Below are 26,580 nucleotides of genomic sequence, written 5' to 3'. Positions count from 1 at the left end.
CAGCAGAGTATCTAGTTTGTTTTTGAAATTCTTATGACATCATCATTTTGTGTTTTTTTATCTTCTATTCTATCAATTACTTTTTTAGGTTCAGAAATCTCAACATCTTTTATTTTTATTTCTTGGGAAATACTTTTTATATCTATATTATTGCTTATATCTTTGTTTTTAAATTCCTTAAACCCTCTATTTTCAAAGTTTCCTGACTCAACTTTAGAGAGATCTTCAATAATTTTTGAAATATCTTTAATCTTATCTTCAGGCATAGCCAAAATATCTTCTACAGTGTCTAATGCTGAGTTAAATATATCAAACATCTGCAAATTTAAAATTAACTTTCCTTTTTTTACACTTGAAAATATGCCTTCAAGTGTATGGCAGATAGTTTCAATTTCTTTAATATTTACTGCTCTAGCTGCCCCCTTTAGGCTGTGAAACTCTCTATATATAGTTTCAATAGCCGTTTTATTTTCTTCCGTAGGTTTATTTTCTAACTCAAGCAGCAACAAAGAGATAGTTTTTACATGCTCATAGGCCTCTATTTTAAAGGTAGATCGAAGCTTCTTTAAAAATTCAGCATCATTTGTATTCATTCCTATCCTCTCTTTCTCTAAACTTTATACTTTTCCGTCAACTGCTTAAGTCTATATCCCATTTCTTGAAGACCGCGAGTTGCTTCTTCTAACTGCTTCATACTATCAACATTTTGAATACTGGCTTGGTTTATACCTTCCATAGCAATTGCTACTTGATCCATACCAACTAACTGCTGCTGACTGGAAGCTTCTATTTGAATAGCAGCTTGAGCAGATAAATTTATATTTTCCATAAGCTTGTGTATAGCATTGCCCGCTTCATTCGCTTGACCCATTCCCATGTCTACTAATTTTATTCCTTTTTCTGTTGTCATTACCGCTGTATTCGTAGCTTTTTGTATATCCTTTAATATGCTTCTTACTTGCTTTGTACCTTGCTTTGACTGCTCTGCTAAATTTTTAATTTCCTGAGCTACTATTGAAAACCCTTTACCCATCTCCCCTGCTTTAGCTGCTTCTATTGAAGCATTTACTGCAAGAATATTTGATTGTTCTGATATGTTGTCAACACTTTCTATAAGTTCGCTTATGTTTTGAGTTTGTTCACTTAGGGCTATTATGCTATCTGCAATCTCCTGCATCTGATTGTTAATAATTCTCATTCCTTCTAAAGTATCTTCCGTTGCTTTACTTCCTGATTGCGATATTTCAAGAGATTGTTTTGCGCTGCTTGAAACATTTTTAGTTTTCTCACTTGATAAATATACAGTTTGTTTAACTTCCTCAACGGTTGCTGTAGTTTCGCTAACAGCTGATGAGGTTTCTGCAGCTCCTGAAGTTACTTGAGTAAGTGAAACTGTGATCTCACTTACAGAGGATGAAAGTACATTTACAACATTGATAATTTCCTTTGTCTGCTCTCTAAGGGCATGAAACATATCATTAGTAGAATCCATTAAAATTCCTATTTCATCTGAACGCTTTCTTTTAGGAAGCTCTACTGTCAAGTCACCATTAGCTATCTGCTCTGCAGCCTTTGACATTTTTATCATGGGTACTGCAATGTGTGATGATAGAATAATAGAAAAAACTATTACAACAATTAATGTAATTGCTAATATAATTAACGTTAGATTCTGTAATTTATCTACTAATTGAAATGCTTCATCGTAATTTATTTCAACTAGTATACCCCATTTCAAATTGTCCACATTTAATGGTGCATATGCAACAATAGAGTTTATATTATGGTAATCTATATATGTACTAATATTTGTATTGCCTTTCAGTACGTCTTTCGTTCCTGCCGTTCTTATTTCTTTCAATAGAATTGTACTCTTAGCCACCTTTATCTTTTCATCTTTCTCATCACTTAAAAATCTAGTGTTGTTCCTTACCTTATAGTCTTGTCCAATTAAAATTATTTCTCCACTTTGTCCAAGGTTTAATGATTCCCACTTATTATTATTAGAAACAATTTCGTCTATTTTACTTGTACCTAGCTTAAAAATAAGAATACCAACTTTTTCATCTCCTTTAAAAATTGGCGCTGCTATAAATGCAGTTGGCTTATTATTTGAAGGAGCATAAAGTTCATAATCTGTGATAGTGGCAAAATTTTTATCGTTACTATTTTTAGCTGCTTCAAAAGCCTTTGCAGCATTTGTATTCTTGTAAGGCCCAGATATTAAATTTGTGCCATAATCACTTTCTTTAAGTGTAGAATACAGCACAGTACCAGTTTTTGCATCTGCAAGAAGTACATCTCCATTCTCTAATTTACTAATAAAATTAGCAAATGTAGCATTATATTTTTGATATACACCATTATATGTGCTGCTTCCAAGATCTGTTGTATGGCTAAACTCCATCATGGCCTCTATGGTCATTGGCTCTTGTGCCATGTATGAAACTCTATTTAAACCAGATTTCAAGTAGTCTTCTATCTCTCTTTTCTTTGAATCTCTTACAAAAGCCAATTGAGACTGAGCATCTTTCTCTAAGGATTTTTTTGAGCTAGCATAACTTATACCACCTATAGCTATAGATGGTATAATAGAAAGTATTAAAAAATATATAGTTAGCTTTCCTCTTAAACCCTTAAACCACCTTAATTTTTCCATGTCTATATATCACTCCTTAAACCACTTCTTCATTAACAATGATTTTTTCGTCCATCATTATATTTTTAATATCTAGAACAATACTTTTCCCCTTCGTCAATCCCTTAATATGGCTATTTTTAAAATTTATTGATGGTAAAGCATTTTTCTGTATTTCTGATGTGCAAATTTTATCACAGCCTAAAATAGCATCTGCTGCTATACCAATCTCTATATCATTTAATTTTACCACAATAGCCTTCCTTACATTTTCTGCATCAATAGGTTCTGACGAAAATCCTAAGAAGTTTCTAATATCTACTACAGATATTATTTTTCCTCTAAAATTTATGATACCTATTATAAAAGCTGGAGTACAGGGAAGCATAGTAACCTTTCTCACAGAATGTACTTCACTTACATATAAAACTTCAATTGCATACTTTTCGCTGGATTTATTATTATTTAGTAAAAACTCAATAATTTCTATGCTTTCGCTCATCTTTTCACTATCATATCTATTCATACAAGTTCTCCCTGAAACTCTATATTACTGATAATTTGTTTTAACATTCCCGCTGTCATATCCTCAGAATGGGGCACTATATCTTCTTCACTTAACTTATTAAGAAGCATGCCTGCATTTTCAAAGCTTTTATATGCCTCCTTATGTTTACCCTGTTTTAACTTTAAATTACCTAAATTAAAGTAGGCCATAATAAAATCTGAATCTAAATAAACTGATTTCTTTAAAGATATAATTGCTTCATCAATATTTCCCTGCTCTTGTTGAATACTTGCAAGAAGGTAATAATAATAGGGATTTATTTTATCTGATGAAATAGCTTTTTCGCACCATTTAAGAGCCTCTTCAAAATTGCCTTCATTTGCAGAAGAGCGGCATAACAATTCGAAATCTTCTGTAATAACTGTTTCTTTCCCAAGTAATTTATTTGAATTTCTTTCTTCCTCAATAAAAAAATCTTTTATTTTGTTTTTATTATAAATATACTTATGTACAAAATTTGTTTTAATTTCCTTTACTCTTGAAAAACTCTTTAGCCAGCTGTGATTATCCTGAATTTTAACTGAATTATCTTGCGCTATATCTTTGTTAAATAGAAACATATTATTAATGTTAACAGATTTAAAATCAGTATCATTGACAAACATACTTTCAGTAGGAGCTACAACTAACCACCCTTCGTTTGCAATAATGTTATAAAACCGGTTTATTATTTGGCTAATTTGAGGTCTGCTGAAATACATAAGAACATTTCTACAAAATATAATATCAACATTGTTTATAATTTTGCCATCTACTATGTAGTTCGGGTCCGCTAAGTTCAGACTGTGAAACTTTACCAATTCCATTATGCTGTCTTTGAGCTTGTACCGTATATCTTCAACCTTGTCAAAATACTTATTTTTTAAATTTGAATCCACCCCTCTGAAGGACCACTCTCCATATATACCTTCCCTAGCCTTACCAAGAGATCTATAGTTTATGTCCGTAGCAATTATGTCTATATTCCAATTTTCATAATCTGGAATAAGCTCTTTAACTAATATGGCTATTGAATATGCTTCCTCACCAGAAGAACATCCTGCACTCCAAATCTTTAAGCTCTTGCTAGAGTTCTTTCTACTATTAATTATGTCTGGTAATATTTTTTGCTTCATTATTTCAAATAAACTTTTATCCCTAAAAAAATAAGTTTCTCCAATAGTTAGACAGGAAGCTAAAATTTTAATATCCTCTTCAGATATTCTATTTTCAAGTATCAAATCAATATACTTCTCTAAGTCAATGTCCTTTTGCTTTGCAGCACAAGATATACCTCTCATTAAATCCTTAAATCTTTCTTTAGAAAAATATAATCCAAATTTTTTTTCAATAAAATTACTTATATTTTCGATTACAGTATTTGGAATATTATCATTCATTTTATACCTCATATTTAATTTTTAAAATTTAGGATGTCTGCTTAACGCATAGAAATATTATACCAAAATTTATGAAAATATGTTATCTACGTATATTTAATTATATTAGATAACTTTATGAGTACTTAAAATACAAATTACCTAAATATGTTTAGAATAACGTTATTTTTACTCTAAACCTATGAAAATTAACTTTACTAATACCTTACAACTTTGAAACAACTAATAGAGAACTATGAAACACTCCTCCTTTACACTTTGTGTATAGGAAAAGGAGTGTGAAAAACATGAAAAGAAGATTAAGGATTTTATTATTAGGCTTAGTTTTAGTTACTACAATAAGTTTCGGTAAAGCCATTGCTTCTATAAACACTATACAAACTAATAAATCAAACATAAAGGAGACAAAAGGAACTGAAAAGGAAAAGCTAACTACTGAAAGTGATACTTCTAGTACTTCAAAAAATTCTGTAGCTGTTGCTTCTTCTAAAAATCTCTCAACGAAAGGTAATTTCTTAGTAAATCGAAGCAATAGATTAGAGAAAAGCTACATACCCCAATCATTAAAGGTCCCAAATGTAAGATTTATTTCCTATGCTGACCCTAATGTAAAAAAGATGGATGAGACTGCAGCAGCAGCATTAGAAAGTTTATTTACCGCTGCAAGGAAAGATGGAGTAACTCTTCTTGCTGTGTCTGGTTATAGGGATTATTACTATCAACAAAGGCTTTATAATAACAAAGTATCTGCTGCTGGACGCAAAGAAGCAGATAAATATGTTGCACAACCTGGGGCAAGCGAACACCAGACAGGCCTAGCTATGGATGTACTATCAAATGAATATACTTCTTTAGATGCAGGCTTCGACAAAACTCAAGCTTATAAATGGCTTGAAAGCAATTGCTATAAATACGGTTTTATAATTAGGTATCCAAAGAGCAAGGAAAATATTACTGGATATAATTATGAACCTTGGCATTTAAGATATGTAGGTATTTCCGAAGCCACCGAAATATCACAAAAACATATTACGTTGGAAGAATATCTGAATAAAGTGCAATAAAACATTTTTGATACAATGATTTTACAACTTTGAAACAAGTAATATGCAATTTTGATACCTTCAAAGGTTAGTATTATTTTATTAATCGAAGGAGGCTATAAAATGAAAAATAAACTAACGAAAGATAATAAAACAAATAAAGCAAGCCTTTTTAAAAAGCTTGCTTTATTTTTAATATTGGAACTTATATTTACAGCTATTACATTTCCTTTTTATGCTTTCTATGGTCCATTTAAAAAAGTAAGAAATACGATAGTAGGATTATCTATGGCTACAGGAAATCATTCCTATATTGCAAAGGCCTTTTTTAATGATTCTGATATAAAAAAAATAATTCAGGAAAATAATGATGAATTAAATTCAACTCAACCAGACCATGATATTTCAAAGAATGACAAGATTAAATTAAAAAATACTGATAGTTCTATACAAAGATTAGATATAAATACAAGCAAATTTGATGGCATTGCTTTAATAATAAAGGATCCTTTAAAGGTGAAGGTTGGATATTCTTCAAAACTTGGACGTACAGGTGAGACTGTATCCGAAATGGCTAAACATTATAATGCTCTTGCCGCAATAAACGGAGGCGGATTTTTAGATGTGTCTCCAAATGGCCAAACAGGCGGTACAGGTGGAATACCTAGCGGCATTATGATTTCTAAAGGTAATATAATATATCCGAAAGAAAAAGAGAATTATGATATTAAAGAAAGCTGTGTTTTTGGTATAGATAATAAAGGTCATATGTACGTAGGACCAGCTACCACAAAGGATCTTATAAATAAAAATATACAGGAGGCTATATCCTTTTCACCAACGCTTATTGTTGATGGTGAACCTTTTATTTCAGAAAACTCTCTAGGTGGTATGAATCCTAGAACAGCAATAGGGCAAAGAAAGGATGGCAGTATAATATTACTCACCATTGATGGAAGACAAGGTCTAAAACTAGGGGCTACACTAAAGGATGTACAAAATATTATGCTTAAGCTTGATGCTATAAATGCAATGTGCCTTGATGGAGGTGGCTCCACAACTATGTACTATAATAATGAAATAATAAATAATCCTTCAAGCATTACTGGAGAAAGAGCTATACCTAACATAGTATATGTTGAGTCTTAAGGAGAAGGATTATGAGAAATATTATGAAGAAACCTATTATACTATTTTTATTTGTAATAATATCATTTTTAGTACAAACTACAATATTATATTATTTAAATAACTTTTATTTTACAAACGATACACAACTTACCTTTAAAGAAGTAAACTTAAAGTCTGTTGCACCAGCTAACTTAGAAATTAAAATTGAACCTGATGCTAAAAATATTACCTTGTCACCCAGCGGGAAATATTGCTCCTATTATTCAGAAAAAAAGTTAAGTATAATTAATTTAGTTGATGGAAGCAAAAACTCATTAAATTTAGACAAAGATTTAAAAAATTATTATTTCAAATGGCATAACACTGAAGATAAACTGATTATCTCTGAAAAGACAATAGAAAATAATAAATCAGGTATGAAAATATATACCTATAACCCTAAAAATAACTCTAAACAAGAAGCTTTAAACTATAATAACGAAAGTGAAGTTTATAAATTACCAACATCAAATTCAGTTGTATCTGAAATTGAGTTAAATACAATGAATACTATTATGTATCTTAAAGTTTCAAATTTTAAGACTTCAGCTTCTCTTGAAAGACTTGATATATCAAGCGGCATGAACCAACTTGACATTAACACAACCAAAGTAGGAAACTTTTTTGTTGTAAAACAAAAGGATGAGCTAATATATGAAAATCTTGCTGACAACAAGATATATATCACGGATAAATCTAAAAACAGAGAAATAAAAGTTCCTGGCTGTGAAAACCTCAAGCTTCTCTATGTTGATAAAAGTGATACTGCTTTTATTGGAGAATTACAAAATAATATGATTACAAAAATCTTAAAAAAGAATTTTGATGAAACTTCTGTGGAAAATAATTGGGATAGTTTAAACCTTGAAAATCCTATTTCATCAGAGAATTTGCATATATTGAATTCTGGCAAGATGTATGTAATTGATAATTTAAAAGGTACTGCCGAAAATGTTCAAGATAAAACTAAAGTAACTTTTGAAGGTAATTTTATAACTATAAATGACAGCGAAATACTCTCATCCTATGAAGAAAAACTTATTGTAACCCCATTAAAGTAAATCAGAAATATAAAATATATTCTAAAAATAACTAGTAGAAAGGTGAAAAAATGAAGTTTTGGAAGAGGATATTTATCTACTCAATGACATTGTTTTTAATAATATTCAACGGTGCTGGAATATTTATCATAGAAAATATTCATAAAAGAAGTCTTGATAGAACTATAAAGGCTGCCATTGATGAGCATAAAGTAATAGAGGGTACGATTTATCTTAATACAGATTCAAAACAAAGTATAGAACCTGTTTCACAAAAACAGCTCAAGGACTGGCTGACTTTAGTTGTGACGGGATACATTAGCAATGATTCTATAGCTCAAGATGGATTAGAGCTATATGATGACCATAATAACTTGCTTTTTTCTAGATTAAATCAAACTATACCTACAACTAGAGATGAAATAAATAATGCAAAGTTAAATGAACGCCTTTTTATTGTTAGGAAAATTAATAAAAAACACTATTTATTTGTTAGTTCTAAATTTGTTTTACAAAGCAATACAATCAAGCTTATACTAACAAAAGACATTGATCCTATTTACGTGGAAAGGCAAAAAAATTATAAACTTTTCTTTATGCTGGACGGGGTAGTCTTTGTTTTACTAGCCTTTGGTATGTACTTAATTGCAAAAGGAACTACAAAGCCTATATCTAAACTAAGTGAAGCCTCTAAAGAAATAGCTTATGGAAATTACTCAAAACGAGTAAAAATCAAAAATAAAAATGATGAGGTAAGTCTTTTAGCCGAAAATTTTAATATAATGGCTCAAGCTACAGAGGACAAAATAGAAGAACTAAAAGATTTAAACAGTGCTAAACAAAGGTTTATTGATAGTTTAACCCATGAGCTTAAAACTCCCCTCACTTCTATAATTGGATATTCAGACTTGCTAATAAAGGGGAATATAAATGAAGATATTAGGTTCACAGCCTTAAATTATATTAATTCTGAATCTAAAAGACTAGAAAAGCTTAATTCTACTCTATTAAAACTTATACTAATTAAGCAAGAGAATTTAAGTGTTGAAAAACTATCTTTAAAGGATTGCGTTGTAAACGCTTATACTAGCCTAAGCTATAAAATAGAAAATAAAAATTTAAAGATTGAATTTGACATAAAAGATACAGAAATATCTGGTGATAAGCAGCTTATTGTTGTTCTTTTTATAAACATCTTAGATAATGCAATAAAAGCTTCCGAAAATGATGGAGTTATTAAAATCAAAGGTAACTTTATGGAAAACTCATTCAAATATCAATTGACCTTTAAAGATTATGGTGTTGGCATACCTAAAGAAGACTTAGATAAAATTAAAGAACCTTTTTATATGGTAGATAAGGCTAGGGATAGAGCTAAAAGCGGAGTTGGTTTAGGACTAGCTATATGTGAGGAAATATGTATTGCACATAACTTAGGGCTATCTATCTATAGTGAGCCGGATAAAGGTACAGAGGTATCTATAAGTTTTTTAAAGGAGAAAAATATATAATGAAAAAATCATTAATAATTCTTTTTTTAATATTCTTAACAGTTGTTCCTTTAACAGGTTATACTAAGGTTTTAAATTACTATGAGGACAAACTTTATTCTGAAAAAACAGTTTTAGGGGAGCAAGTTGTTAGTTCTAAAACATCTAATGTACTTACTAGAGAAAACGCTATAAAAAAGGCACTAGATGTATTCGATAAAGGCTTAAATATTAAAATAGATAGAACACAATTCACAGAAAATATAAGGCTTGTTAGAAATGTTAAAGTTAGTAGTTTACAGTGGCAAATAAACTGGGTTAAAGATTCTGGAAAAATGTTTTATGAATGCATTTTAGACTCATCTACTGGCAATATTGTGCGACTCCAATGGTTTAACAACTCAAACTTAAACCAAGATACAGCAGCTAAACTATCAAATTTAGAAATTACAAATTTACTAACCCCTTTGCTTAAACAATTAGAAATTGATGTTAATGACTATCCAATTACTCCACAATCAAGTAATGATTTAAATAACTATAGGGATATTATATTATACAATAGTAAAAACCATATGAAAGAATACCGTGTAACTATTGACCTAGTCAATAAAATAGTTGTTAGCTTTGAAAAATTAGATAGACAATTACAATAAATTGAACGGGAGAAAAATGATTATGAAAAAAATTTTAGTAGTAGAGGATGATAAAGCAATATGTGATCTAATATCTATAAATCTTGAGATTGTAGGATATAAAGTATATAAGGCTAGTGATGGCTACCTTGCAAAAAAGCTTGTAGAAGAAAAAAGCCTTGACCTTATTCTCCTTGATGTAATGCTTCCAAAGATTGATGGCTTTACTCTAATATCTCAAATTAGAAATAAAAGCATACCCATCATATTTGTTACTGCTAAAGAATCAGTACTGGATAGAGTTAAGGGATTGCGTCTAGGTGCTGATGATTATATAGTGAAACCTTTTGAAATAATAGAACTTATAGCTAGAATAGAAGCTGTGCTAAGAAGATATGATGCATTACCGCAAAATTTTACCTTTAAAAATATAGAAGTATTTGAGGACCAAAGAATAGTAAAGCTAGATGGAGAGTTAGTTGAATTAACTTATAAAGAATTTGACCTTTTAATGCTGTTTTTACAAAATAAAAATATTGCTCTTTCCAGGGATCAAATTCTTGAGAAAGTGTGGGGATTTGACTATGTTGGTGAAACTAGAACTGTGGATATTCACGTTCAAAGACTTAGGGATAAGCTAAATCTCAAAAATGATATAAAGACAGTTTTTAAAGTTGGTTATAGGCTTGAAGGCTAAAATAGAAGTAAATATATATCATTATTTTATCAAAAAAATAAAAAAAGCCTTGTTTTGAGATGCTACTTCGATGACTTTCGGGCTCTTCTATGTGATGGAGTATTCTTTTCAATAGATATAGTTCTTTTTTCAAGAATATCAAGTGATTCACATAGACATTCCTCAATAACATCAGATGTTATTAATGTTGATTTCTTATTCAATTTTTTCACCTTCTTTCATTTAACACTTTTACTATACACCTATTATGTGCATAAATCAATCAAGATTATGTTAAAGTTTTTAACTAAAAGAGCATTTTGAACTAACCCCCAAAAATTAGACAAAACTATCACGCAATTTTTGGACTTGTCCAGCTTTTGTAGACACAAAGTTAAGTAAATTTTATGAATTCAATTCTTCGAATTGGGATGGAGAGAGATATCCTAATGAAGAATGCATTCTCTTAGTATTATAATATAATTCAATATACTTAAAGATTTCTTTTTGAGCTTGCTCAGGTGACTCGTAATGAGCGTCCTGAATAAGCTCTCTCTTTATAGTTCTATAGAAAGATTCCATTACTGCATTGTCATACGGATTTCCTTTTCTACTTTGACTATGAACAGCTCCATACTTCTTCAATAATGCTTGAAATCTTCCTCCTGTGAATTGGGAACCCTGATCTGTATGTACAATTAGGTCGTTTTTAGGATGCTCCTTCCCATATGCCTGCATAAATGCACCCATTACAAGAGTTTCTTTCATTCGATTATCCATAGACCATCCAACAACTTTTCTTGAATATATATCTATAAACACTGCAAGATATAAGTTGCCTTTTTTCGTTGGAATATAAGTAATATCACCAACCCAGATTTTATTTCTGCCATCGGATTGAAAGATTTGGTTTAATAAATTTGGTCTTTCAACAGCATTTACTTTTTGATTATAATGTTTATAGCGATAACGACATCCTTTAGGGAAAAGTTTCATATTTCTCATTAGACGAGACACTCTTTTTCTATTAACATGAATTCCTTTCTGTTCTAGAGCTTTAGCAATTCTTATTGAACCATATCTACCTTTGTTTTCCTCGAAAATTTGTTTTATTTCCTTACTTAACACTTCGTTTTGTATATCCCTTTTTGAAGGTTTATGATTTAAATATTTATAATATCCAGCTCGTGATACATTTAATGCTTTACACGCCTTCTTGATATTGTACTTATCATGGTTTTCTTTCAAGTACTGAAATCTTACTTGTTCTTTCGCTTCAAGAAGGCTTGGTATTTTTTTAATAGTTTTAATTCCTTCTTTAGCTCATTATTTTCTTGTCTCAGCTTCTTTATTTCATACTGACACGAATAGAGCGCAGTTCCATGACCTGGGAATGCACTCTCTCCGTATTCTTCATATTCACTTATCCACCGATATAAGGAATTATAATGAATAGATAATGCTTTTGCTGCATCAGCAACAGACATATCATCTTCTTGTACTAACTTAACAGCTGCAATTTTAAATTGTTTATCATAACTTCTTCTCATAAAGCAGACCACCTTTTCACATTTTTCTCTTATCTTGGTGTCTACTTTATTATACCATTTCCATTTTAGGGACTGGATTCTGTACTGCACAGGACTCAGTCCATTTAGTTTGCTTTTAATACGTTTGTTATTGTAGTAATCTATATAATCTTCCAATTCTCTGATAAACTGGTTTATTGACTCAAAAGTTTGTAAATAAAATAGCCACTCTTTAATAGGCCAAAGAAGTTTTCCATAACTGAGTTATCGAGACAATTCCTCTTACGTGACATACTCTGTTTTATGACTTTTTGCTTTAACAAGTATTGATAGCCACGCATCTGATATTGCCATCCTTGATCCGAATGGAGTATCAAATCTGTACCATCAGGAATCTTTTCAAATGCCTTTTTAAGCATGTCGGTTGTTTGATGGAAAGTTGGTCTTTCAGATAAGTTATAACTAATGATTTCTCCATTAGGACCGGATATATTTACATTTCTTTGTCACGCAAATGCTTATGATAACTGAATTAATTAAAAAAGTGAGCGATAAATATTGTAAAAATGCTATTGTAAATGTAGTAGAGTTAAAGGGTTTTGTTGCATATATTAAAAATATTTTATTTTTATCCTAAAAAATGAACTTTTACCACAGGTTAATACTCTTATATATAGAATCGAGGTGCTAAATGGATATAGAAGTTTTAATCAAAAAGGCAAAACAAGGTGATAAAGAAGCTTTAGTGCAGCTTATAATGGCGCAAAAGAAGGATTTTTATAAACTTGCTTATTTATATATGAAAAATGAAGAAGATGCTTTAGATGCCCTGCAGGACACTATTGTAATCTTGTATGAAAATATACACAAATTAAAAAATCATGATGCTTTTTACAGCTGGAGTAAAACCATTTTAGTAAACTGCTGCAAAAAACTTTTAAGAGAAAATAAAAAAAATGTTCCCTTAGCTTCTGTTAAAGAGGTACCTTATGAGGAAAGTTTTGATAAAAAAAATGAACAGATTATACTACAGAAGCATTTATCAAATCTAAAAGAAAAGTATCAAGAGGTAATTAAACTTCATTATTTCTTAGACTTAGATAATGAAACTATAGCAAAAATACTTAATATACCTGTCGGAACAGTAAAATCTCGTATATTTAATGGTATTAAAAAGCTAAAAGAAAGCTTTAGAGGTGAAGAATAGTGGATAATATTGAAAACTTATTAAGTAAAAATAAACTGGAACTTGATGAACTAGAAGTTCCTGAAGCTTTAGAAAATAAATTAAGAACTGCACTTGATGGTAAGAATAAAAAAATAAGAATTAGTAGAAGTTTTAAAATAAAAGCAGCCGCTATTTTTATTTGTTTAATATTAATAGGATACAATTTTAATACTTTAGGTTTTTATACTGAAAAACTTACAGGCTATGATAAATTAATGGATGCAAACTTAAAAAAGCTAAATGAACTAGGAAAAGGTCAAACTATAGGTAAGAGCTTAACCTTTAAAAATGGTTTAACTTTTACTTTAGATGGAATAATGCTAGATGACAATAAACTTTTAGCCTTTTATACACTAAGAAACCATAAAGGAAATATTGAAAATGCATCAATTGATCCCGCTCTTATAGACTTAAAGGGAAAGTTCAGGGATTATATGTCCGATAGTTCTTATGGAAATATCAATGATACGAGAACAGAAATAAAGTATATTTCTACCTTTGCCCCCCCTTATAGATTTGATAAAGATTTAGTTTTAAATATAGTTTCTAAAAAAAATAATCAAAGTGAAGCTGGCAAAATTTCTTTTACATTAGATAAAAGTAAAGCTATGGGACACAGTACAAAAAAATTCCTGCATAAAAATATCAAAACAGATGACCTAAATCTTCGTTTTGAATATATTTGTGCTTCGCCTACAACTACCTTAATTAAGGGAAAGGTTGAAAATATAATAGAATTAGCTATAGACAGAGTCCGTGGTATTAAATTTTCACCTAGCAGCTTAGATATAAAATTAATTGCTGATGGAAAAGTTATCGAAACCCAACAGGCTGAACTTGCTTCAAACATTGACGGAGTTACCTTTAAGTATAACTTTGAGCCTTTGCCAAATAATTTTAAAAAGCTCCAAATTCAATTTTCAGCCTTAACCTCTGAGCATATTATAAATAAAAATTTTAAGTTAAAAAAAGATAAGCAAAATGAAAGTATTAATATAGAAGGTAAAAATATAGAAATAAGAAAAATATATGAAGCTAATGGAAATACTTATGTTACATTAGCCTCAGAATCAGACGTAATTTTAACAAAAGTAACTATGCTAATGGATGGGAAAATAGTGGAACTTAATAAAACAACTCCAGAGAATACTAATAAAAACTCTAATATAAACACTAGAACCCTAGAATTTATCGGAACAGGTAACAATTTAGAACTAAATGTCCAACGTATGCTTTATAGAAAAAATTATAACGAAGTTGTAGATATAATTTCAAATTAATCTATAGTATAATCTAACTATTATAGTTTTACAGGGGGAAAAATAATATGAAAACAAATATCTATAAAAACTTGCTGGAGGAAATTAATGCTGGGAAAAGAGCAGTTGTGGTTACGATCTTAGATAACAGTCACAATGATATGAGCTCTTCTCAAAACAAAATTCTTTTTACACAAGAAAGTTTACTTGAATATAGCAAAACATCTAATTCTGATGAAATAATCTATGAAAAAGCTAAATATGCCTTAGAAACTGGTAATCTTCAATTTATTAAAATTTCTGAGGAAAAAACATATTTAATTGAACCCTATTTTCCTGAACCTAATCTAATAGTTTTAGGTGGTGGACATATTGCTAAGCCTTTAGTTGAATTCGGTGCTAAAGCAGGATTTTCAGTTACTGTTATTGATGATAGACCCTCCTTTGCAAATAAACAGAGGTTTCCTGATGCTGAAAATGTAATTTGTGAAAGCTTTGAAAAGTGCTTTGATCTCATTAACTTAAATGAATCTTCCTTTGTTGTTATTGTAACTAGAGGTCATAGACATGACATGGACTGTCTTAGACAAACATTGAAGTACAGCACTTCCTATGTTGGAATGATCGGTTCAAAGCGCCGCGTTAGAGGTGTTATGGAACAATTGCTAAGTGAAGGTTATGCTGAAGAAAAACTAAATAAAGTTAATGCCCCTATAGGCCTTGAGATTGGTGCAGTTACACCTGAGGAAATAGCCTTTTCAATTATATCACAGGTTATTCAATATAGAAGACTTGTTGACAGAAGCACAGGCCTTATAAAAACTTCAAAAACCAACTGGCCTGAGTTTGACAGAGATGTATTGACAAAACTCAGCAGAGAAGAAAATACACAAAAGGCAGTGATCACAATTGTTTCTACTAAAGGCTCTGTACCAAGAAAAGAAGGAGCAAAAATGCTTATAGGTTCTCAAGGTGAAATTTTAGGAAGCATCGGAGGCGGCTGCAGCGAAGGTGCGGTAATAAATACTGCTCGTTATATGCTGAGAAACAATATTGCATATCAAACTGAAAACATAGATATGACAGGAGATGTTGCAGAAGAAGCAGGCATGGTATGCGGCGGAATTATGAATGTAGTTATAGAGCGTTTTGATTTTTAAAGCACCATAGGGGTACTAGACCGAAAGTTAGTTTCACTATACAAGCTACAATTATTTAATATTATTGAAAATAAAAACTCATCATATTAACTTAATGATGAGTTTTTATTTATTAGTTTTACTCTGTCTCTGCCCAGTTTGCTGGATAAGTTACATACATAAATCTAGCATAATTTGGAACAGTAAAATGAATTGAGGAATTTTTAGGAATGAAGATTATATCTCCTTTGTTTCCGACAACTTTTCTTCCATCTATATCTATTTCTAATGTTCCGTCTATTATATAATCTACTTCGTCATATTTTAGAGTCCATGCAAAGCTTGTTTCTTCCATCTCCATTATTCCACAACCAAGTCTTGGACTTTCTTCAAGGGTTAAAACATCTTTTAATAAAACTTTGTCTCCTTCTTTTCCTGTATCAAACTTTTCTGGTTTTACAGTACTTGTTTTAATAGACATAATTCCACTAGGGTCTCTATGTTTTTCGAACTCTGGATTAGTTTGTCCTAACTTTTCATTTATAATTTTTCTTATTAGTTCTTCAATTACTTGTGCATTTATATTTTCCATTATTATCTCTCCTTCTTATATAATTTTTAATTTTCTTTGCTATAGTGTTACTTTACCGAAAGTTAGTTTCTCTATAATTAGTTTTATCCTCTTGATAGAGGTATTCGTCATAAGCAAACTCTACCTTCGTCGGAGGAATCATTTGACAATAAGTTTAAGCGTTACTCTCAGCAGCTAAATTGTCTAATTTAGCTGTCTCTGCTTTAGGTGCAATGAGGCAAGCTACTACTATTGCTGTAGCTCCTCCAACTAGCTTACCAACTATCATTGCTGTTATCATGTCTCTGTTAACCCCTGCTGCAAAACCTAGATGGTCTCCAAATACAAAGGCAGCACTTACTGCAAAAGCAACGTTGATGATTTTTCCTCTTTCGTCCATATCTTTCATCATACCAAACATCGGAATATTATTAGCAAGAGTAGCTATCATACCCGCTGCTGCTACTTCTCCCATACCTAGTAATGAACCAAGCTTCATTAATGGTTTTGAAAATACTTTTGTTATAAAGTGAACTAGTGGATATGCTCCTGCAAGAACTATTGTTATGTCTCCAACAATTTTAATTCCTGTGCTAATTGGAGCCATTCCTGGGATAACAACTATTCCAGTGAGTGTTTCAATAATTATTGCTGCAAGCCCAACTGTTATAATAGCGGTAACAAATTTTCCGAAATAGGTAAATCCCTTTATCATTTTTTCTTGTGCAAATTTCAGTCCTAGTGCTATTAATATTGCGAATATAATAATTGGAGTTAGGTTTTTTAATATTACTATTGGCGATAATCCTGCTACCAATCCACCCACAAAACATCCTATTGGGATTGTAATCATTCCAGCTAAAACTCCTTTAGCTAGATATTTCTGATCTTTTTTTTCTATTATTCCAAGAGCTACTGGAATAGTAAATACTATTGTAGGTCCCATCATTCCACCTAATACTAACCCTGCAAAAGGAGCTATACTTTTATCTACTGCAAGTTGCTGTGCCAACTGGTATCCACCCATATCACATGCAAGCAATGTAGTTGCGAACATTGATGGATCTGCACCTAGTGCTGTATATACTGGAACTACTATCGGTTTTAAAACATTAGCTAAAACTGGTGAAAGTGATATAATTCCGACCATGGCAAGGGTTAAGGATCCCATAGCCATAACTCCTTCTTCAAACTTTTCACCGTATCCAAATTTATTTCCCAGAATCTTATCTATTACACCTATTACCATGAATATTACCATGATATATATTATAATTTCATTTATACTCATATGGTCTATCCTCTTTTCATATTAAATTTTTTACAATATCTATATTAGGCATTTTTAACTTATTATTTTCTTTCATATGCCTTAGGAGATGGAATTATAGTTTAATCTTGTAGTTCTAGTGAATCAACAATACCAACGATAGTTGCATCTACTGGTACTTTTCTATCCCCTAAAGTTACTCTAGCAGAACTTCCGGATGCAATTAGCACTTGATCGCTAATTCCTGCTCCAACACTATCTACTGCAACTATCATTTTATCAGTTTTTTCCCCTTTATAGTCTAATACCCTAACTACTAAAAACTTAAACCCACTAAGATTTTCATCTTTCCTTGTAGCCCATAAGTTGCCTATCACTTCTCCAACTATCATTATTCTATCCTTCCTTCTCCTATATTTCTTATTCTTTGTTTATTTTAAGTCTATTAACTCTGGCAAAGTCCATAGCTAACGGAGTAATTATAGATTTTTTAGAAACTAGCACTTCTTTAATTCCCTGATTAAAGATAGTTCTTAATTCAACTTCAGACACTAGTTTTTTCTTGGTTAAATCTATATAAGTTTCTTTATTCTCTTTAACCTCTGCTGTCTCAATATTATTCTTTACTGAAGTTTTGCAGGTAGGTTTCTCTAAACAAATGGGGTTATTATTAAGAGAGTCTATTAGTTCTTTTAGTCCAACGAACTCTATACCATAAGACATTAATTTATCTTCATATTCCTTAAACATATTAAAGAATAATCTATTAGAGGTTCCTTCAAACTTCTTATACTCTATATCCTTTTCCATTAAATATAGCTTATTTCCATTAAATATAGCTTGGATGGCTACTTTTTCTTTAATTGAACCTTCTATACCATGAGCTAAATTTGCAAGCTCACCATTTTTTACATTTTGGAGAATTATACCTTCATAGGAACTTAAATCTCCCATATTATCTATGCAGTCTACTACATAATTGTTTTTTTCTAGTGATAAAGTTAACTCACTGCATAAAGTTTCTTTAGGTTCTAATATTAAAACTCTTTTTTTAGCAGTCATGTTTTTATCCATTAACATAGTTTTTAGTTTATTTATAACTTCTTTTGTTATAAGTTCAACTAATTGTTCATTATTCATACTACCTTCCCCTTTTACTTACGCAATTAACTTTTGCAGCAATTAATTGCTATTCCTACTGGAGTAACTAAAAATGGATTAGCGGGTTTAATTGTCTCTATACCTGTTTCTTTTTTTATTATTTGTTCAATGTTTTTCAGGCAACAAGTTCCTCCAACTAAGTAAATTTTATCTATATCAAACTCTTTTATATGAGATTTTATAATAGATGCAATCTTTTGCACTACAGGAGTTACCATAGGAAAAACTTCATTATAATATTTAGGATCTTTTTTACGCTTCTCTCCCTCTTCAAAAGATATTCCATATGCACCTGCAACTACAAGAGAGAGCTGAGTTCCTCCTGTGGCTTCATCCGCAGTATATACAACTTCACCATCTTTAATTATAGAAAGGCCTGTGGTTCCTCCACCTACATCTACTACAACACCATTTTCAATTTCAAGCACTGCATTTGCTGCAGTAGGTTCATCCAAAACTGCTACTACTTCCATGCCGGCTCCCTCTACTACATAGTTATGAGTCTTTACATCCCTTTCATCTGTACCAGGTGGAATAGCTATAGCTGCTTTAGTAAGCTCAACTCCTATTTTTCTTTCAATATTTGCTTTAAGTTTTCTAACAATATTTGTAGCTCCTATATAATCAACTACCAGTCCATCCCTTACAACTTGAGCAAACTCCATTTCGCAGGCTATTGGTTTTTTATCTTTATCTAAAACAACAACTACGATATAAGCAGTACCAAGGTCTACACCTACAAATAAATCTGAGTCTCTATTAACTTTTACAGGATTATTTATAGTTTTTTCCACCGCTAGTATAAGCTCATCTACTTTATTGAAATTTTTCATAGTCTTGTCCTTTCTATTTAATTATAGTAGCCTTCATTCCTTTAACAAATCCACAGGCATTTGCTTCATCATAATCTAAATGCACTACTGTCTCAAACTTGTCGCTGACCCTTACCGCTACATTAGTAAAAATTACTCCTCTTTCTCCAATAACTTTTACACTAACCTCTTCATTGTTTGAAACTCCATATTTTTTAGCATCTTCGGGAGTTATATGTATATGTCTTTTAGCAACTATTACTCCCTTATCAAGCTTTATGGCTGCATTTTGAGTAGCTATAATTACGGAACCACTATTTTCAATATCTCCGGACATCTTAACTGGTGCTTTTATGCCTATTGATACAGCATCAGTTTTAGATAGTTCTATTTGAGTTTCTTCTCTTTCCGGTCCTAAAACTGAAATGTTTTGTATAGTTCCCTTAGGTCCTATAATCATAACCTTTTCATCACATAGATATTGTCCTGGTTGGGATAGTTCTCTTTTTTTAGTTAACTTATATTCCTTTCCAAATAACATCTCAACAGACTCTTTTGAAAGATGAACATGACGGCCTGAAGCTTCAACTAATATACCTTCGTCTTCACTTTGTAATCTTTTTACTACTTCATTTACTATATAATTAAGACTTTCTTCCATTGTATTCACTAACTTTCACCTCTTACTTGTACTTACCAGCCATATACTTACACATCATTATATAAAAACAACTACTTAATCTATTCAATGCCAAGGCTATATCTTCTCTAGTTGACTCATTTTCTTCATTTTTAAAAGCTTGATATGCAGAAATTTCTACTTCTCTACTTACAGCTCTTAAAGCATTAAGCCAAATAACTATTGGTCCCATATCAATACTTGGATAAAATATATGCTCTGTATTTAGATGCTTTTTAGGGTTATGTGAGTAGGCTCTTAATTCATCACTGCTTAATCCAATTAAAATATCTAAATTAAATTCTTTTTCTAGGACTTCTGCTTCTAGTATCTTTCTTACATAACCTAGCACTTCTTCAAGTTCCTTTAATACCTTAATTTCATTGATATTTTTACACTGAACTTGAACTTCTAATATTTTACTTTGAAGACTATCTATTTTACCTCTAAATATAATCCTTTTATGGTCTTTAGCTACTAACTTATTATCTTTAAGCTGTGTCATATGTTCCGGCTTCTTTTCAAAAACTCCACCATTCACATGTACATATTTAGGTATAAAGGCCTTAATCTCGCTTTGAATATTCTGATTATTTACTTCCTTAGATTTTTCATTTTTGTAAACTAACTTAATGTTTTTATCTTGTAAATATTGCCTTGCTGACGGAGTAACAATTACCCCTTTTTCTACTTCATACTCAGTTACATTTGTATTTCTAAGTTTATCTCTTAATGTGCTTTCCGTTAAAACACTCACACTCTCACATCCTTTAAAGATGTATTTGATATAATTGAACTTGTAGTGCAAGATAAGAACATTAAATTACACTACAAGTCTTTAACAATTCTAAGTTTTTTATTGATTATAAATTAGATTTAGGAAGTATAACTTCAACTTCACCGTGTGGTCTTGGAATAACATGTACAGATATTAATTCTCCAACTCTTTCAGCAGCAGCAGCTCCTGCATCTGTAGCAGCTTTAACAGCACCAACATCTCCTCTTACCATTACAGTAACTAATCCGCCACCAACTTGCTCCTTTCCTATTAATGTTACGTTTGCAGCTTTAACCATTGCGTCTGCTGCTTCAATTGCTCCTACTAATCCTTTAGTTTCGATCATTCCTAATGCGTTCATGTTTGCCATTTTATTATCCTCCTCAAATTTACACTATAATTATTTTTTTATATTTGTTTTATTTATTAATTAATGCTAATTTTTCAACTACTTTGCTAATGATAAGCTCTAGATATTCTTCAGGAATTTGAGCTGTAGGTTGTACAACTTCACTTCCCTTTAGTTCTTCAAGCTCTTTAACACCATAAGCTACTCTTTTTATATTTAATAAATTCATAGGTCCTATATTATCTGAAGTTGAACTTCCTCCTACTGCACCACAGCCTAATGTAAGTGCTGGAACAAGATTAGTTGAAGCACCAATTCCGCCTAAGGCTCCTGGTGTATTAACTAACAATCTTGAAACTGGAATTCTAAGTCCAAACTCTCTAACTATATTTTCATCTTCGCTATGAATTACTAATGTATGACCTTTTCCTTCATTCATCAATATTTCTGTGCAAAGCTTAATTCCATCCTCTACACTCTCTACAGTATAGAATGCCAATATTGGAGTGAGCTTTTCTCTAGAATATGGGTTGTTTTTGCCAACTGTAGTTTGCTCTGATATTAAAACTCTAGCTCCCTTTGGAACATTTAATTTAGCCATTGAAGCTAATGCTTCAACACTTTTACCAACTATTTGTGGATTCATTGTTCCATTAGCTCTTAAAATAAAGTTTCCTAACTTTTGTGATTCTTCTTCATTTAGGAAATATGCTCCTTGTTTTTTAAGTTCATTTATAACAATTTCTTTCATTGAGCTTTCAACTACTATTGATTGCTCTGAAGCACAAATCACTCCATTATCAAAGGTTTTACTATCTAAAATTCTCTTAACTGCTAGGGAAACATTAGCAGACTTGTCTATAAATGCAGGTCCATTTCCTGGCCCTACTCCTATAGCTGGAGTTCCTGAGCTGTAAGCAGCTTTAACCATAGCTTCTCCACCAGTTGCAAGAATTAATGCTGTATCTCTATGTTTCATTAATATATTAGTAGCCTCTAGAGATGGTATAGTTATACATCCTATTAGTCCCTCTGGCGCTCCTGCATTAACCGCTGCTTCTTTTAATATATTAGCAGTTTCGATGATACAGTTTTTTGCATTTGGGTGAGGTGAAACTACTATTCCATTTCCTGATTTTAGGGAGATTAAAGTTTTATATATAGTAGTTGATGTTGGGTTAGTTGAAGGAATTAATGCTGCAACCACTCCTACAGGGACAGCCACTTCAAAGTATTTACCAACCTTTTCTTCCCTAACTATTCCTATAGTTTTCATATCCTTTATTTTTTCATAGACCACTTTACTAGCGAAAGTGTTCTTAACTATTTTGTCTTCCCATTTCCCAAAACCTGTTTCTTCAAAAGCCATCTTAGCAAGTCTACTTGCTTCCTTCTCAGCAGCTGCAGCAACAGCCTTAACAATTGCATCAACTTTCTCTTGTGAAAAAGTTTTATATATTTCTTGGGCTTTTTTAGCACTCATAATAAGGTTTCTAGTTTCTTGTATTGACATTAAATCTTTATCTAAACTTGTCACTTATCTTGCCTCCTATTGTTCTTAAGTATTTCTTCAATAAGTTGCTCTTTCTTAGAAAACTTAATTTGTTTTTTAGTTAAAGGTATATTTTGAAGTCCTCTTGCTATAGTTCTAAGTTCTGTTACCTTCATACCTTCAAGCTCTTCACGTGTTGTATAGATTTTAGCATTCTCTTTAATCTTTTCATCCGTTACTTCTTCACTATTTTTTTCTTCTTCAAATTCTTCTTTTATTACTTCATCATTACTATTTAGTAATTCTGTTTTATCTTTAAATTCTTCACTTAAGTCTATTTCAGTTAAGTTTACCTCAGTTTCATTCACACTATCTTCTATTTCAGTTAAGCCTACCTCAGTTTCATTTACCTCATCTTCTTTAACTAGGTCAGAGCTTTTTACATCTTGAAGTATGTCCCGTACTTCGTCATAAGCTCTAGCTATGACATGAGTACTACGAAGTACTCCTAATTTTTCTACTGCTATAGCAGCAGCTTCGACTGATGCCTTAACAGAAGCCACTTCACCAGTAATTATTATGGTGACAATACCGCCTTTAACAAATTCACAGCTTACCAGTTCAACATTTGCAGCTTTTGCGGCTACATCAAGAGCTTCAACAGCTCCGATAAAACCATAAGTTTCAATTAATCCTAGTGTGGATTGTTTCATATATATTACCTAGTATTAATAATCAGTAGGGTTTTCTGCTACAAACTTAACTGCTGCTGCAAAGGCATCACATGCTGCTTTACATGCTGATTGGCTTCCTGTTAATAATCCTCCACCAAAGTTTGTTTCTGATGGTGGTCCAAAGAAAGCTTTAAGTTCAACAGCTGCGGCCTTCATTGCTGCATCTAATCCATATATAGCTTCCATTGGTGGTGCTATTAAGTATGCTAAAGCTTCTCCTTCTTCAATTCCAGCTGTTTTAGAAAGGTATGATCCTGTTCTTGATATACACTGCGCATAATAAGCTATACTATCGTCATCATTTGCACTATAGAAAGTAGCAACTCCACTTTCTATAAAATCTACTGCTGCATTTAATCCACTTCTAACTTCTGCTGGACTTGGACCTGCAATTATTCCAATAACTTCTCCAGCAAGTTTGGTGTTTGCATTTGCTGCTCCACCATATAAGGATCTTCCATACACTACTTCAACATCTGCCGCCTTTGTAGCCTCATCTAAAGCCGTGTATGTTACATCATCACAGTCTGCAGTAATGATACCTATACTTTTGTGTTCTGACTTTAACTCTAATTGCTTTACCATATCAGCATTAACATTAGGAATTATTTTAACGCTTAATACCGTTGGACGAAGTTGATCGTTTTTCATTTGATTATTCCTCCTAAATTATAGTTTTAAATCTAATCCACTTGCTTTTTTCTCAAGCATTAATTTAATGATATCTGCAATATACGCACCTGCTTCAACAGAAGGTGTACCACCCTTATGAATGTTTGATACAACAGTTCTTCTTGATTCAGGCATTCCAACTGTTCCTTTGTATGTTATATAAGCACTCATACTTTCTGCTGTAACAAGACCTGGTCTTTCTCCTATCAATACACAGGTTACATCAGAACCTAGTTCCTCAGAAATAACATCCATAGCTCCAACTCTTCCAAATTTTACGTAGAATGGTGTTCCAGCTGTTATTCCATATCCTTCTAGACCTTGCATTAAAGCTGGTATAATATCTTTAACATTAGCTTCTATAGCTTTTGAACTTAATCCATCTGATACATATACTTGAACTTGTGGATTTCTCTTAAAGGAGCTTAATTTAGCTAATTCTTCCTTAGATATTTGTCTTCCAAGGTCTGGTCTTGTGATAAACTCATCTTTAGATGTACAATTAGTTTGAACTGTTACTAAGTTCATTTCTTTTAATATATCTTCATTAACATCTGTAAAAACTGAATCTTGGGCTGATGCATGGTCTGCTCTAAATCTAAGCATTGTCTCAGTTTTGTATCTTGCTCCAGTTCTACCAATACCAATTCTTGCTGGAGTATGTTTTTTCATTTTTAAATATCCTTCTCTGTCAGTTGGATCATCAACTAAAAGAGTAGTTTTTATATCAATCTCAGTTATATCTGGAATCATTCCATTTGTATCAACTGTAGTATTTTTTTCTATATTATTTTCTGAAGCAGTAGTTACTTCTTGTTTTGTTGTCATTTCTACTAAAACTTGTTCTACTAGTTTCTTTAAATCATTTTCTGAAAACATTCTTCTACCCCCTCTTATTTCTTAAGAAATACAGATCCATCGCCTGCTTTTCCTGTTAGTCTTCCATTTTCCATGAAGCCCCACTTCTCAAGCCATGCTTCAAATTCAGCTATTGGTCTTTTACCTAGAAGTTCTCTTAATGCAGCAGTTTCGTGGAAACCTGTGCATTGATAGTTAAGCATTATGTCATCACCATGAGGAATTCCCATAAAATAAGTACATCCTGCAGTACCAAGTAGTATTGCTAAGTTTTCTATATCATTTTGATCTGCCTTCATATGATTTGTATAACAAGCATCACAGCCCATTGGAAGTCCTGTTAATTTACCCATGAAGTGATCTTCAAGGCCTGCTCTAATAACCTGTTTGTTATCATATAAATACTCTGGTCCTATAAATCCAACAACAGTATTTACTATAAATGGTTGATACTTCTTAGCAAAACCATAGCATCTTGCTTCCATAGTAACCTGGTCAGCACCATGATGTGCATCTGAAGATAACTCTGATCCTTGTCCTGTTTCAAAGTACATAACATTTGGACCTGCTGCTGTACCTTGAGTTAATGCAAGCTGTCTTGCTTCTTCAATTAAATCTCCAGTGATTCCGAAAGCTGCATTTCCTTTTTCAGAACCTGCTATACTTTGGAATATTAAGTCTGTAGGTGCACCTTGTTTTATTGCTTCCATTTGTGTAGTTACATGAGCAAGCACACAATTTTGAGTTGGTATTTCATATTTTTGTTTTATTTCTTCAAATTTCTTTAAAACTTTTGATACACTTCCTACAGTGTCATCAACTGGATTTAATCCTATAACAGCATCACCTATACCATAAGTTAAACCTTCTAATAATGACGCTAAAATTCCATCTACATCATCTGTTGGGTGATTTGGTTGCAATCTTGCAGATAACCTTCCTACTTCTCCAATAGTTGTGTTAGCATGAGCTGTAACTTTAATTTTGCTAGCTCCATAAACTAAGTCTAGATTAGACATTAATTTAGCAACTCCAGCGATAACTTCACTTGTTAATCCTCTGCTTATTCTTCTTATATCTGCGCCTGTAGTTTTTTCATTTAAGATCCACTCTCTAAGTTCGGAGATTGTCCAGTTTTTTATTTCACCATAGATTTTTTCATTAACAGCATCCTGAATTATTCTTGTAACTTCATCCATTTCATATGGAACTACTGGATTGTTTCTTAAATCTGCAACAGTTAAATTACTTAATACAACTTTAGCAGCAACCCTTTCTTGAGCATTTTCAGCTCCAATTCCAGCTAAATTATCCCCTGATTTTTCTTCATTAGCCTTTGCTAATACTTCTTTAACATCTTTAAATTGATATACTTTGCCAAATAATTTTGTTTTTAGTATCACGCTATTC

28 protein-coding genes and 1 pseudogene are annotated in these 26,580 nt (G+C 31.6%); 9 read left to right on the top strand and 20 right to left on the bottom strand.

Features of this window, described 5'->3' with window-relative positions; genetic code table 11:
- Positions 1 to 11: 11 nt before the first annotated feature.
- The 4 genes from RCG18_RS13910 to RCG18_RS13895 are packed head-to-tail and all read right to left on the bottom strand — an operon-like array spanning position 12 to position 4,585.
- Positions 12 to 593: an Hpt domain-containing protein gene (locus RCG18_RS13910; protein ID WP_308041849.1), complete on the bottom strand. Its 582-nt coding sequence runs from the start codon at positions 591 to 593 to the stop codon at positions 12 to 14.
- A gap of 17 nt (positions 594 to 610) precedes the next feature.
- On the bottom strand, positions 611 to 2,659 hold the full coding sequence (locus RCG18_RS13905) for a methyl-accepting chemotaxis protein (RefSeq protein WP_308041848.1): 2,049 nt from the start codon (positions 2,657 to 2,659) through the stop codon (positions 611 to 613).
- Between the two features lie 16 nt (positions 2,660 to 2,675).
- Positions 2,676 to 3,164: a chemotaxis protein CheW gene (locus RCG18_RS13900; protein ID WP_308041847.1), complete on the bottom strand. Its 489-nt coding sequence runs from the start codon at positions 3,162 to 3,164 to the stop codon at positions 2,676 to 2,678.
- Complete coding sequence (locus RCG18_RS13895; RefSeq protein WP_308041846.1) at positions 3,161 to 4,585, bottom strand: CheR family methyltransferase; 1,425 nt, start codon at positions 4,583 to 4,585, stop codon at positions 3,161 to 3,163. Before RCG18_RS13895 ends, RCG18_RS13900 begins: the two co-directional genes overlap by 4 nt.
- Positions 4,586 to 4,872: 287 nt before the next feature.
- Here RCG18_RS13895 and RCG18_RS13890 point away from each other — a divergent pair, with 287 nt between their 5' ends.
- From RCG18_RS13890 to RCG18_RS13865, 6 genes are all read left to right on the top strand, one after another.
- Positions 4,873 to 5,649 (top strand): M15 family metallopeptidase, encoded by a 777-nt coding sequence (locus RCG18_RS13890; RefSeq protein WP_308041845.1) that lies wholly within the window; start codon positions 4,873 to 4,875, stop codon positions 5,647 to 5,649.
- A gap of 102 nt (positions 5,650 to 5,751) precedes the next feature.
- Complete coding sequence (locus RCG18_RS13885; RefSeq protein ID WP_308041844.1) at positions 5,752 to 6,777, top strand: phosphodiester glycosidase family protein; 1,026 nt, start codon at positions 5,752 to 5,754, stop codon at positions 6,775 to 6,777.
- Between the two features lie 11 nt (positions 6,778 to 6,788).
- Positions 6,789 to 7,859: a hypothetical protein gene (locus RCG18_RS13880; protein ID WP_308041843.1), complete on the top strand. Its 1,071-nt coding sequence runs from the start codon at positions 6,789 to 6,791 to the stop codon at positions 7,857 to 7,859.
- Positions 7,860 to 7,942: 83 nt separating this feature from the next.
- A complete protein-coding gene (locus tag RCG18_RS13875) occupies positions 7,943 to 9,349 on the top strand; it encodes a HAMP domain-containing sensor histidine kinase (protein WP_308041842.1) in 1,407 nt (468 codons plus the stop codon).
- The gene (locus RCG18_RS13870; protein WP_308041841.1) at positions 9,349 to 9,984 is read left to right on the top strand and encodes a hypothetical protein; all 636 of its coding nucleotides are present in this window, start codon (positions 9,349 to 9,351) and stop codon (positions 9,982 to 9,984) included. The genes RCG18_RS13875 and RCG18_RS13870 overlap by 1 nt, the downstream gene beginning before the upstream one ends.
- 22 nt (positions 9,985 to 10,006) lie before the next feature.
- Positions 10,007 to 10,660 carry a response regulator transcription factor gene (locus tag RCG18_RS13865; protein ID WP_308041840.1) on the top strand — a complete coding sequence of 218 codons (654 nt, stop codon included), beginning with the start codon at positions 10,007 to 10,009 and terminating at the stop codon, positions 10,658 to 10,660.
- A 62-nt stretch (positions 10,661 to 10,722) separates the two neighbouring features.
- On the opposite strand, the gene RCG18_RS13860 is transcribed toward RCG18_RS13865, so the two are convergent.
- The 3 genes and pseudogenes from RCG18_RS13860 to RCG18_RS13850 form a co-directional block, all read right to left on the bottom strand.
- Positions 10,723 to 10,863 carry a hypothetical protein gene (locus tag RCG18_RS13860; protein WP_308041839.1) on the bottom strand — a complete coding sequence of 47 codons (141 nt, stop codon included), beginning with the start codon at positions 10,861 to 10,863 and terminating at the stop codon, positions 10,723 to 10,725.
- A gap of 181 nt (positions 10,864 to 11,044) precedes the next feature.
- A protein-coding gene (locus RCG18_RS13855; RefSeq protein ID WP_308038585.1) for an IS3 family transposase occupies positions 11,045 to 12,189 on the bottom strand; the annotation gives its coding sequence in 2 pieces (ribosomal slippage) (positions 11,045 to 11,931 and positions 11,931 to 12,189; 1,146 coding nt in all).
- A gap of 66 nt (positions 12,190 to 12,255) precedes the next feature.
- Positions 12,256 to 12,647, bottom strand: a pseudogene (locus tag RCG18_RS13850) (transposase); the annotation flags it as partial.
- 212 nt (positions 12,648 to 12,859) lie between these two features.
- Here RCG18_RS13850 and RCG18_RS13845 point away from each other — a divergent pair.
- The 3 genes from RCG18_RS13845 to RCG18_RS13835 are packed head-to-tail and all read left to right on the top strand — an operon-like array spanning position 12,860 to position 15,815.
- Entirely contained in the window at positions 12,860 to 13,375 is a 516-nt protein-coding gene (locus tag RCG18_RS13845) for a sigma-70 family RNA polymerase sigma factor (protein ID WP_308041838.1), read from the top strand.
- Positions 13,375 to 14,676 (top strand): DUF4179 domain-containing protein, encoded by a 1,302-nt coding sequence (locus RCG18_RS13840; protein ID WP_308041837.1) that lies wholly within the window; start codon positions 13,375 to 13,377, stop codon positions 14,674 to 14,676. The genes RCG18_RS13845 and RCG18_RS13840 overlap by 1 nt, the downstream gene beginning before the upstream one ends.
- Before the next feature lie 47 nt (positions 14,677 to 14,723).
- Entirely contained in the window at positions 14,724 to 15,815 is a 1,092-nt protein-coding gene (locus RCG18_RS13835; RefSeq protein ID WP_308041836.1) for an XdhC family protein, read from the top strand.
- A gap of 118 nt (positions 15,816 to 15,933) precedes the next feature.
- On the opposite strand, the gene RCG18_RS13830 is transcribed toward RCG18_RS13835, so the two are convergent.
- The 13 genes from RCG18_RS13830 to RCG18_RS13770 form a co-directional block, all read right to left on the bottom strand.
- Positions 15,934 to 16,386, bottom strand: coding sequence for a cupin domain-containing protein (locus tag RCG18_RS13830; protein WP_308041835.1), 453 nt, complete (start codon positions 16,384 to 16,386; stop codon positions 15,934 to 15,936).
- Positions 16,387 to 16,540: 154 nt separating this feature from the next.
- Positions 16,541 to 17,656, bottom strand: a complete 1,116-nt coding sequence (gene eutH, locus RCG18_RS13825) for an ethanolamine utilization protein EutH (RefSeq protein WP_308041834.1) — start codon at positions 17,654 to 17,656, stop codon at positions 16,541 to 16,543.
- Positions 17,657 to 17,757: 101 nt separating this feature from the next.
- The gene (locus RCG18_RS13820) at positions 17,758 to 18,027 is read right to left on the bottom strand and encodes a EutN/CcmL family microcompartment protein (RefSeq protein ID WP_308041833.1); all 270 of its coding nucleotides are present in this window, start codon (positions 18,025 to 18,027) and stop codon (positions 17,758 to 17,760) included.
- Between the two features lie 28 nt (positions 18,028 to 18,055).
- On the bottom strand, positions 18,056 to 18,775 hold the full coding sequence (locus tag RCG18_RS13815; protein WP_308041832.1) for a hypothetical protein: 720 nt from the start codon (positions 18,773 to 18,775) through the stop codon (positions 18,056 to 18,058).
- A gap of 26 nt (positions 18,776 to 18,801) precedes the next feature.
- Complete coding sequence (eutJ, locus tag RCG18_RS13810) at positions 18,802 to 19,629, bottom strand: ethanolamine utilization protein EutJ (RefSeq protein ID WP_308041831.1); 828 nt, start codon at positions 19,627 to 19,629, stop codon at positions 18,802 to 18,804.
- A gap of 13 nt (positions 19,630 to 19,642) precedes the next feature.
- Positions 19,643 to 20,269, bottom strand: a complete 627-nt coding sequence (gene eutD, locus RCG18_RS13805) for an ethanolamine utilization phosphate acetyltransferase EutD (protein WP_308042028.1) — start codon at positions 20,267 to 20,269, stop codon at positions 19,643 to 19,645.
- A 22-nt stretch (positions 20,270 to 20,291) separates the two neighbouring features.
- Positions 20,292 to 21,044 carry a cobalamin adenosyltransferase gene (locus tag RCG18_RS13800; RefSeq protein ID WP_308041830.1) on the bottom strand — a complete coding sequence of 251 codons (753 nt, stop codon included), beginning with the start codon at positions 21,042 to 21,044 and terminating at the stop codon, positions 20,292 to 20,294.
- 106 nt (positions 21,045 to 21,150) lie between these two features.
- Positions 21,151 to 21,435, bottom strand: a complete 285-nt coding sequence (gene eutM / locus RCG18_RS13795; protein WP_178910162.1) for an ethanolamine utilization microcompartment protein EutM — start codon at positions 21,433 to 21,435, stop codon at positions 21,151 to 21,153.
- A gap of 49 nt (positions 21,436 to 21,484) precedes the next feature.
- On the bottom strand, positions 21,485 to 22,951 hold the full coding sequence (locus RCG18_RS13790) for an acetaldehyde dehydrogenase (acetylating) (protein WP_308041829.1): 1,467 nt from the start codon (positions 22,949 to 22,951) through the stop codon (positions 21,485 to 21,487).
- Complete coding sequence (locus RCG18_RS13785) at positions 22,948 to 23,619, bottom strand: BMC domain-containing protein (RefSeq protein WP_308041828.1); 672 nt, start codon at positions 23,617 to 23,619, stop codon at positions 22,948 to 22,950. Before RCG18_RS13785 ends, RCG18_RS13790 begins: the two co-directional genes overlap by 4 nt.
- A 15-nt stretch (positions 23,620 to 23,634) precedes the next feature.
- Complete coding sequence (gene eutL, locus RCG18_RS13780; RefSeq protein ID WP_308041827.1) at positions 23,635 to 24,291, bottom strand: ethanolamine utilization microcompartment protein EutL; 657 nt, start codon at positions 24,289 to 24,291, stop codon at positions 23,635 to 23,637.
- A gap of 18 nt (positions 24,292 to 24,309) precedes the next feature.
- The gene (gene eutC / locus RCG18_RS13775; RefSeq protein ID WP_308041826.1) at positions 24,310 to 25,191 is read right to left on the bottom strand and encodes an ethanolamine ammonia-lyase subunit EutC; all 882 of its coding nucleotides are present in this window, start codon (positions 25,189 to 25,191) and stop codon (positions 24,310 to 24,312) included.
- 14 nt (positions 25,192 to 25,205) lie between these two features.
- On the bottom strand, positions 25,206 to 26,573 hold the full coding sequence (locus tag RCG18_RS13770; RefSeq protein WP_308041825.1) for an ethanolamine ammonia-lyase subunit EutB: 1,368 nt from the start codon (positions 26,571 to 26,573) through the stop codon (positions 25,206 to 25,208).
- Between the last annotated feature and the right edge of the window lie 7 nt (positions 26,574 to 26,580).

The sequence above is a fragment of the Clostridium sp. OS1-26 genome (genome assembly GCF_030915445.1).
Classification (GTDB): Bacteria; Bacillota; Clostridia; order Clostridiales; family Clostridiaceae; genus Clostridium_AM.
Note: the sequence above shows the minus strand (reverse complement) of the source record. Positions and strands in the feature narration are given on the sequence as shown.

Bases quoted from the DNA above. Each gene is read 5' to 3' on its own strand.
- RCG18_RS13910 (WP_308041849.1), bottom strand. From the start codon at position 593: ATGAATACAAATGATGCTGAATTTTTAAAGAAGCTTCGATCTACCTTT.
- RCG18_RS13905 (WP_308041848.1), bottom strand. From the start codon at position 2,659: ATGGAAAAATTAAGGTGGTTTAAGGGTTTAAGAGGAAAGCTAACTATA.
- RCG18_RS13900 (WP_308041847.1), bottom strand. From the start codon at position 3,164: ATGAATAGATATGATAGTGAAAAGATGAGCGAAAGCATAGAAATTATT.
- RCG18_RS13895 (WP_308041846.1), bottom strand. From the start codon at position 4,585: ATGAATGATAATATTCCAAATACTGTAATCGAAAATATAAGTAATTTT.
- RCG18_RS13890 (WP_308041845.1), top strand. From the start codon at position 4,873: ATGAAAAGAAGATTAAGGATTTTATTATTAGGCTTAGTTTTAGTTACT.
- RCG18_RS13885 (WP_308041844.1), top strand. From the start codon at position 5,752: ATGAAAAATAAACTAACGAAAGATAATAAAACAAATAAAGCAAGCCTT.
- RCG18_RS13880 (WP_308041843.1), top strand. From the start codon at position 6,789: ATGAGAAATATTATGAAGAAACCTATTATACTATTTTTATTTGTAATA.
- RCG18_RS13875 (WP_308041842.1), top strand. From the start codon at position 7,943: ATGACATTGTTTTTAATAATATTCAACGGTGCTGGAATATTTATCATA.
- RCG18_RS13870 (WP_308041841.1), top strand. From the start codon at position 9,349: ATGAAAAAATCATTAATAATTCTTTTTTTAATATTCTTAACAGTTGTT.
- RCG18_RS13865 (WP_308041840.1), top strand. From the start codon at position 10,007: ATGAAAAAAATTTTAGTAGTAGAGGATGATAAAGCAATATGTGATCTA.
- RCG18_RS13845 (WP_308041838.1), top strand. From the start codon at position 12,860: ATGGATATAGAAGTTTTAATCAAAAAGGCAAAACAAGGTGATAAAGAA.
- RCG18_RS13835 (WP_308041836.1), top strand. From the start codon at position 14,724: ATGAAAACAAATATCTATAAAAACTTGCTGGAGGAAATTAATGCTGGG.
- RCG18_RS13830 (WP_308041835.1), bottom strand. From the start codon at position 16,386: ATGGAAAATATAAATGCACAAGTAATTGAAGAACTAATAAGAAAAATT.
- eutH (WP_308041834.1), bottom strand. From the start codon at position 17,656: ATGAGTATAAATGAAATTATAATATATATCATGGTAATATTCATGGTA.
- RCG18_RS13820 (WP_308041833.1), bottom strand. From the start codon at position 18,027: ATGATAGTTGGAGAAGTGATAGGCAACTTATGGGCTACAAGGAAAGAT.
- RCG18_RS13815 (WP_308041832.1), bottom strand. From the start codon at position 18,775: ATGAATAATGAACAATTAGTTGAACTTATAACAAAAGAAGTTATAAAT.
- eutJ (WP_308041831.1), bottom strand. From the start codon at position 19,629: ATGAAAAATTTCAATAAAGTAGATGAGCTTATACTAGCGGTGGAAAAA.
- eutD (WP_308042028.1), bottom strand. From the start codon at position 20,269: ATGGAAGAAAGTCTTAATTATATAGTAAATGAAGTAGTAAAAAGATTA.
- eutM (WP_178910162.1), bottom strand. From the start codon at position 21,435: ATGGCAAACATGAACGCATTAGGAATGATCGAAACTAAAGGATTAGTA.
- RCG18_RS13785 (WP_308041828.1), bottom strand. From the start codon at position 23,619: ATGAAACAATCCACACTAGGATTAATTGAAACTTATGGTTTTATCGGA.
- eutL (WP_308041827.1), bottom strand. From the start codon at position 24,291: ATGAAAAACGATCAACTTCGTCCAACGGTATTAAGCGTTAAAATAATT.
- eutC (WP_308041826.1), bottom strand. From the start codon at position 25,191: ATGTTTTCAGAAAATGATTTAAAGAAACTAGTAGAACAAGTTTTAGTA.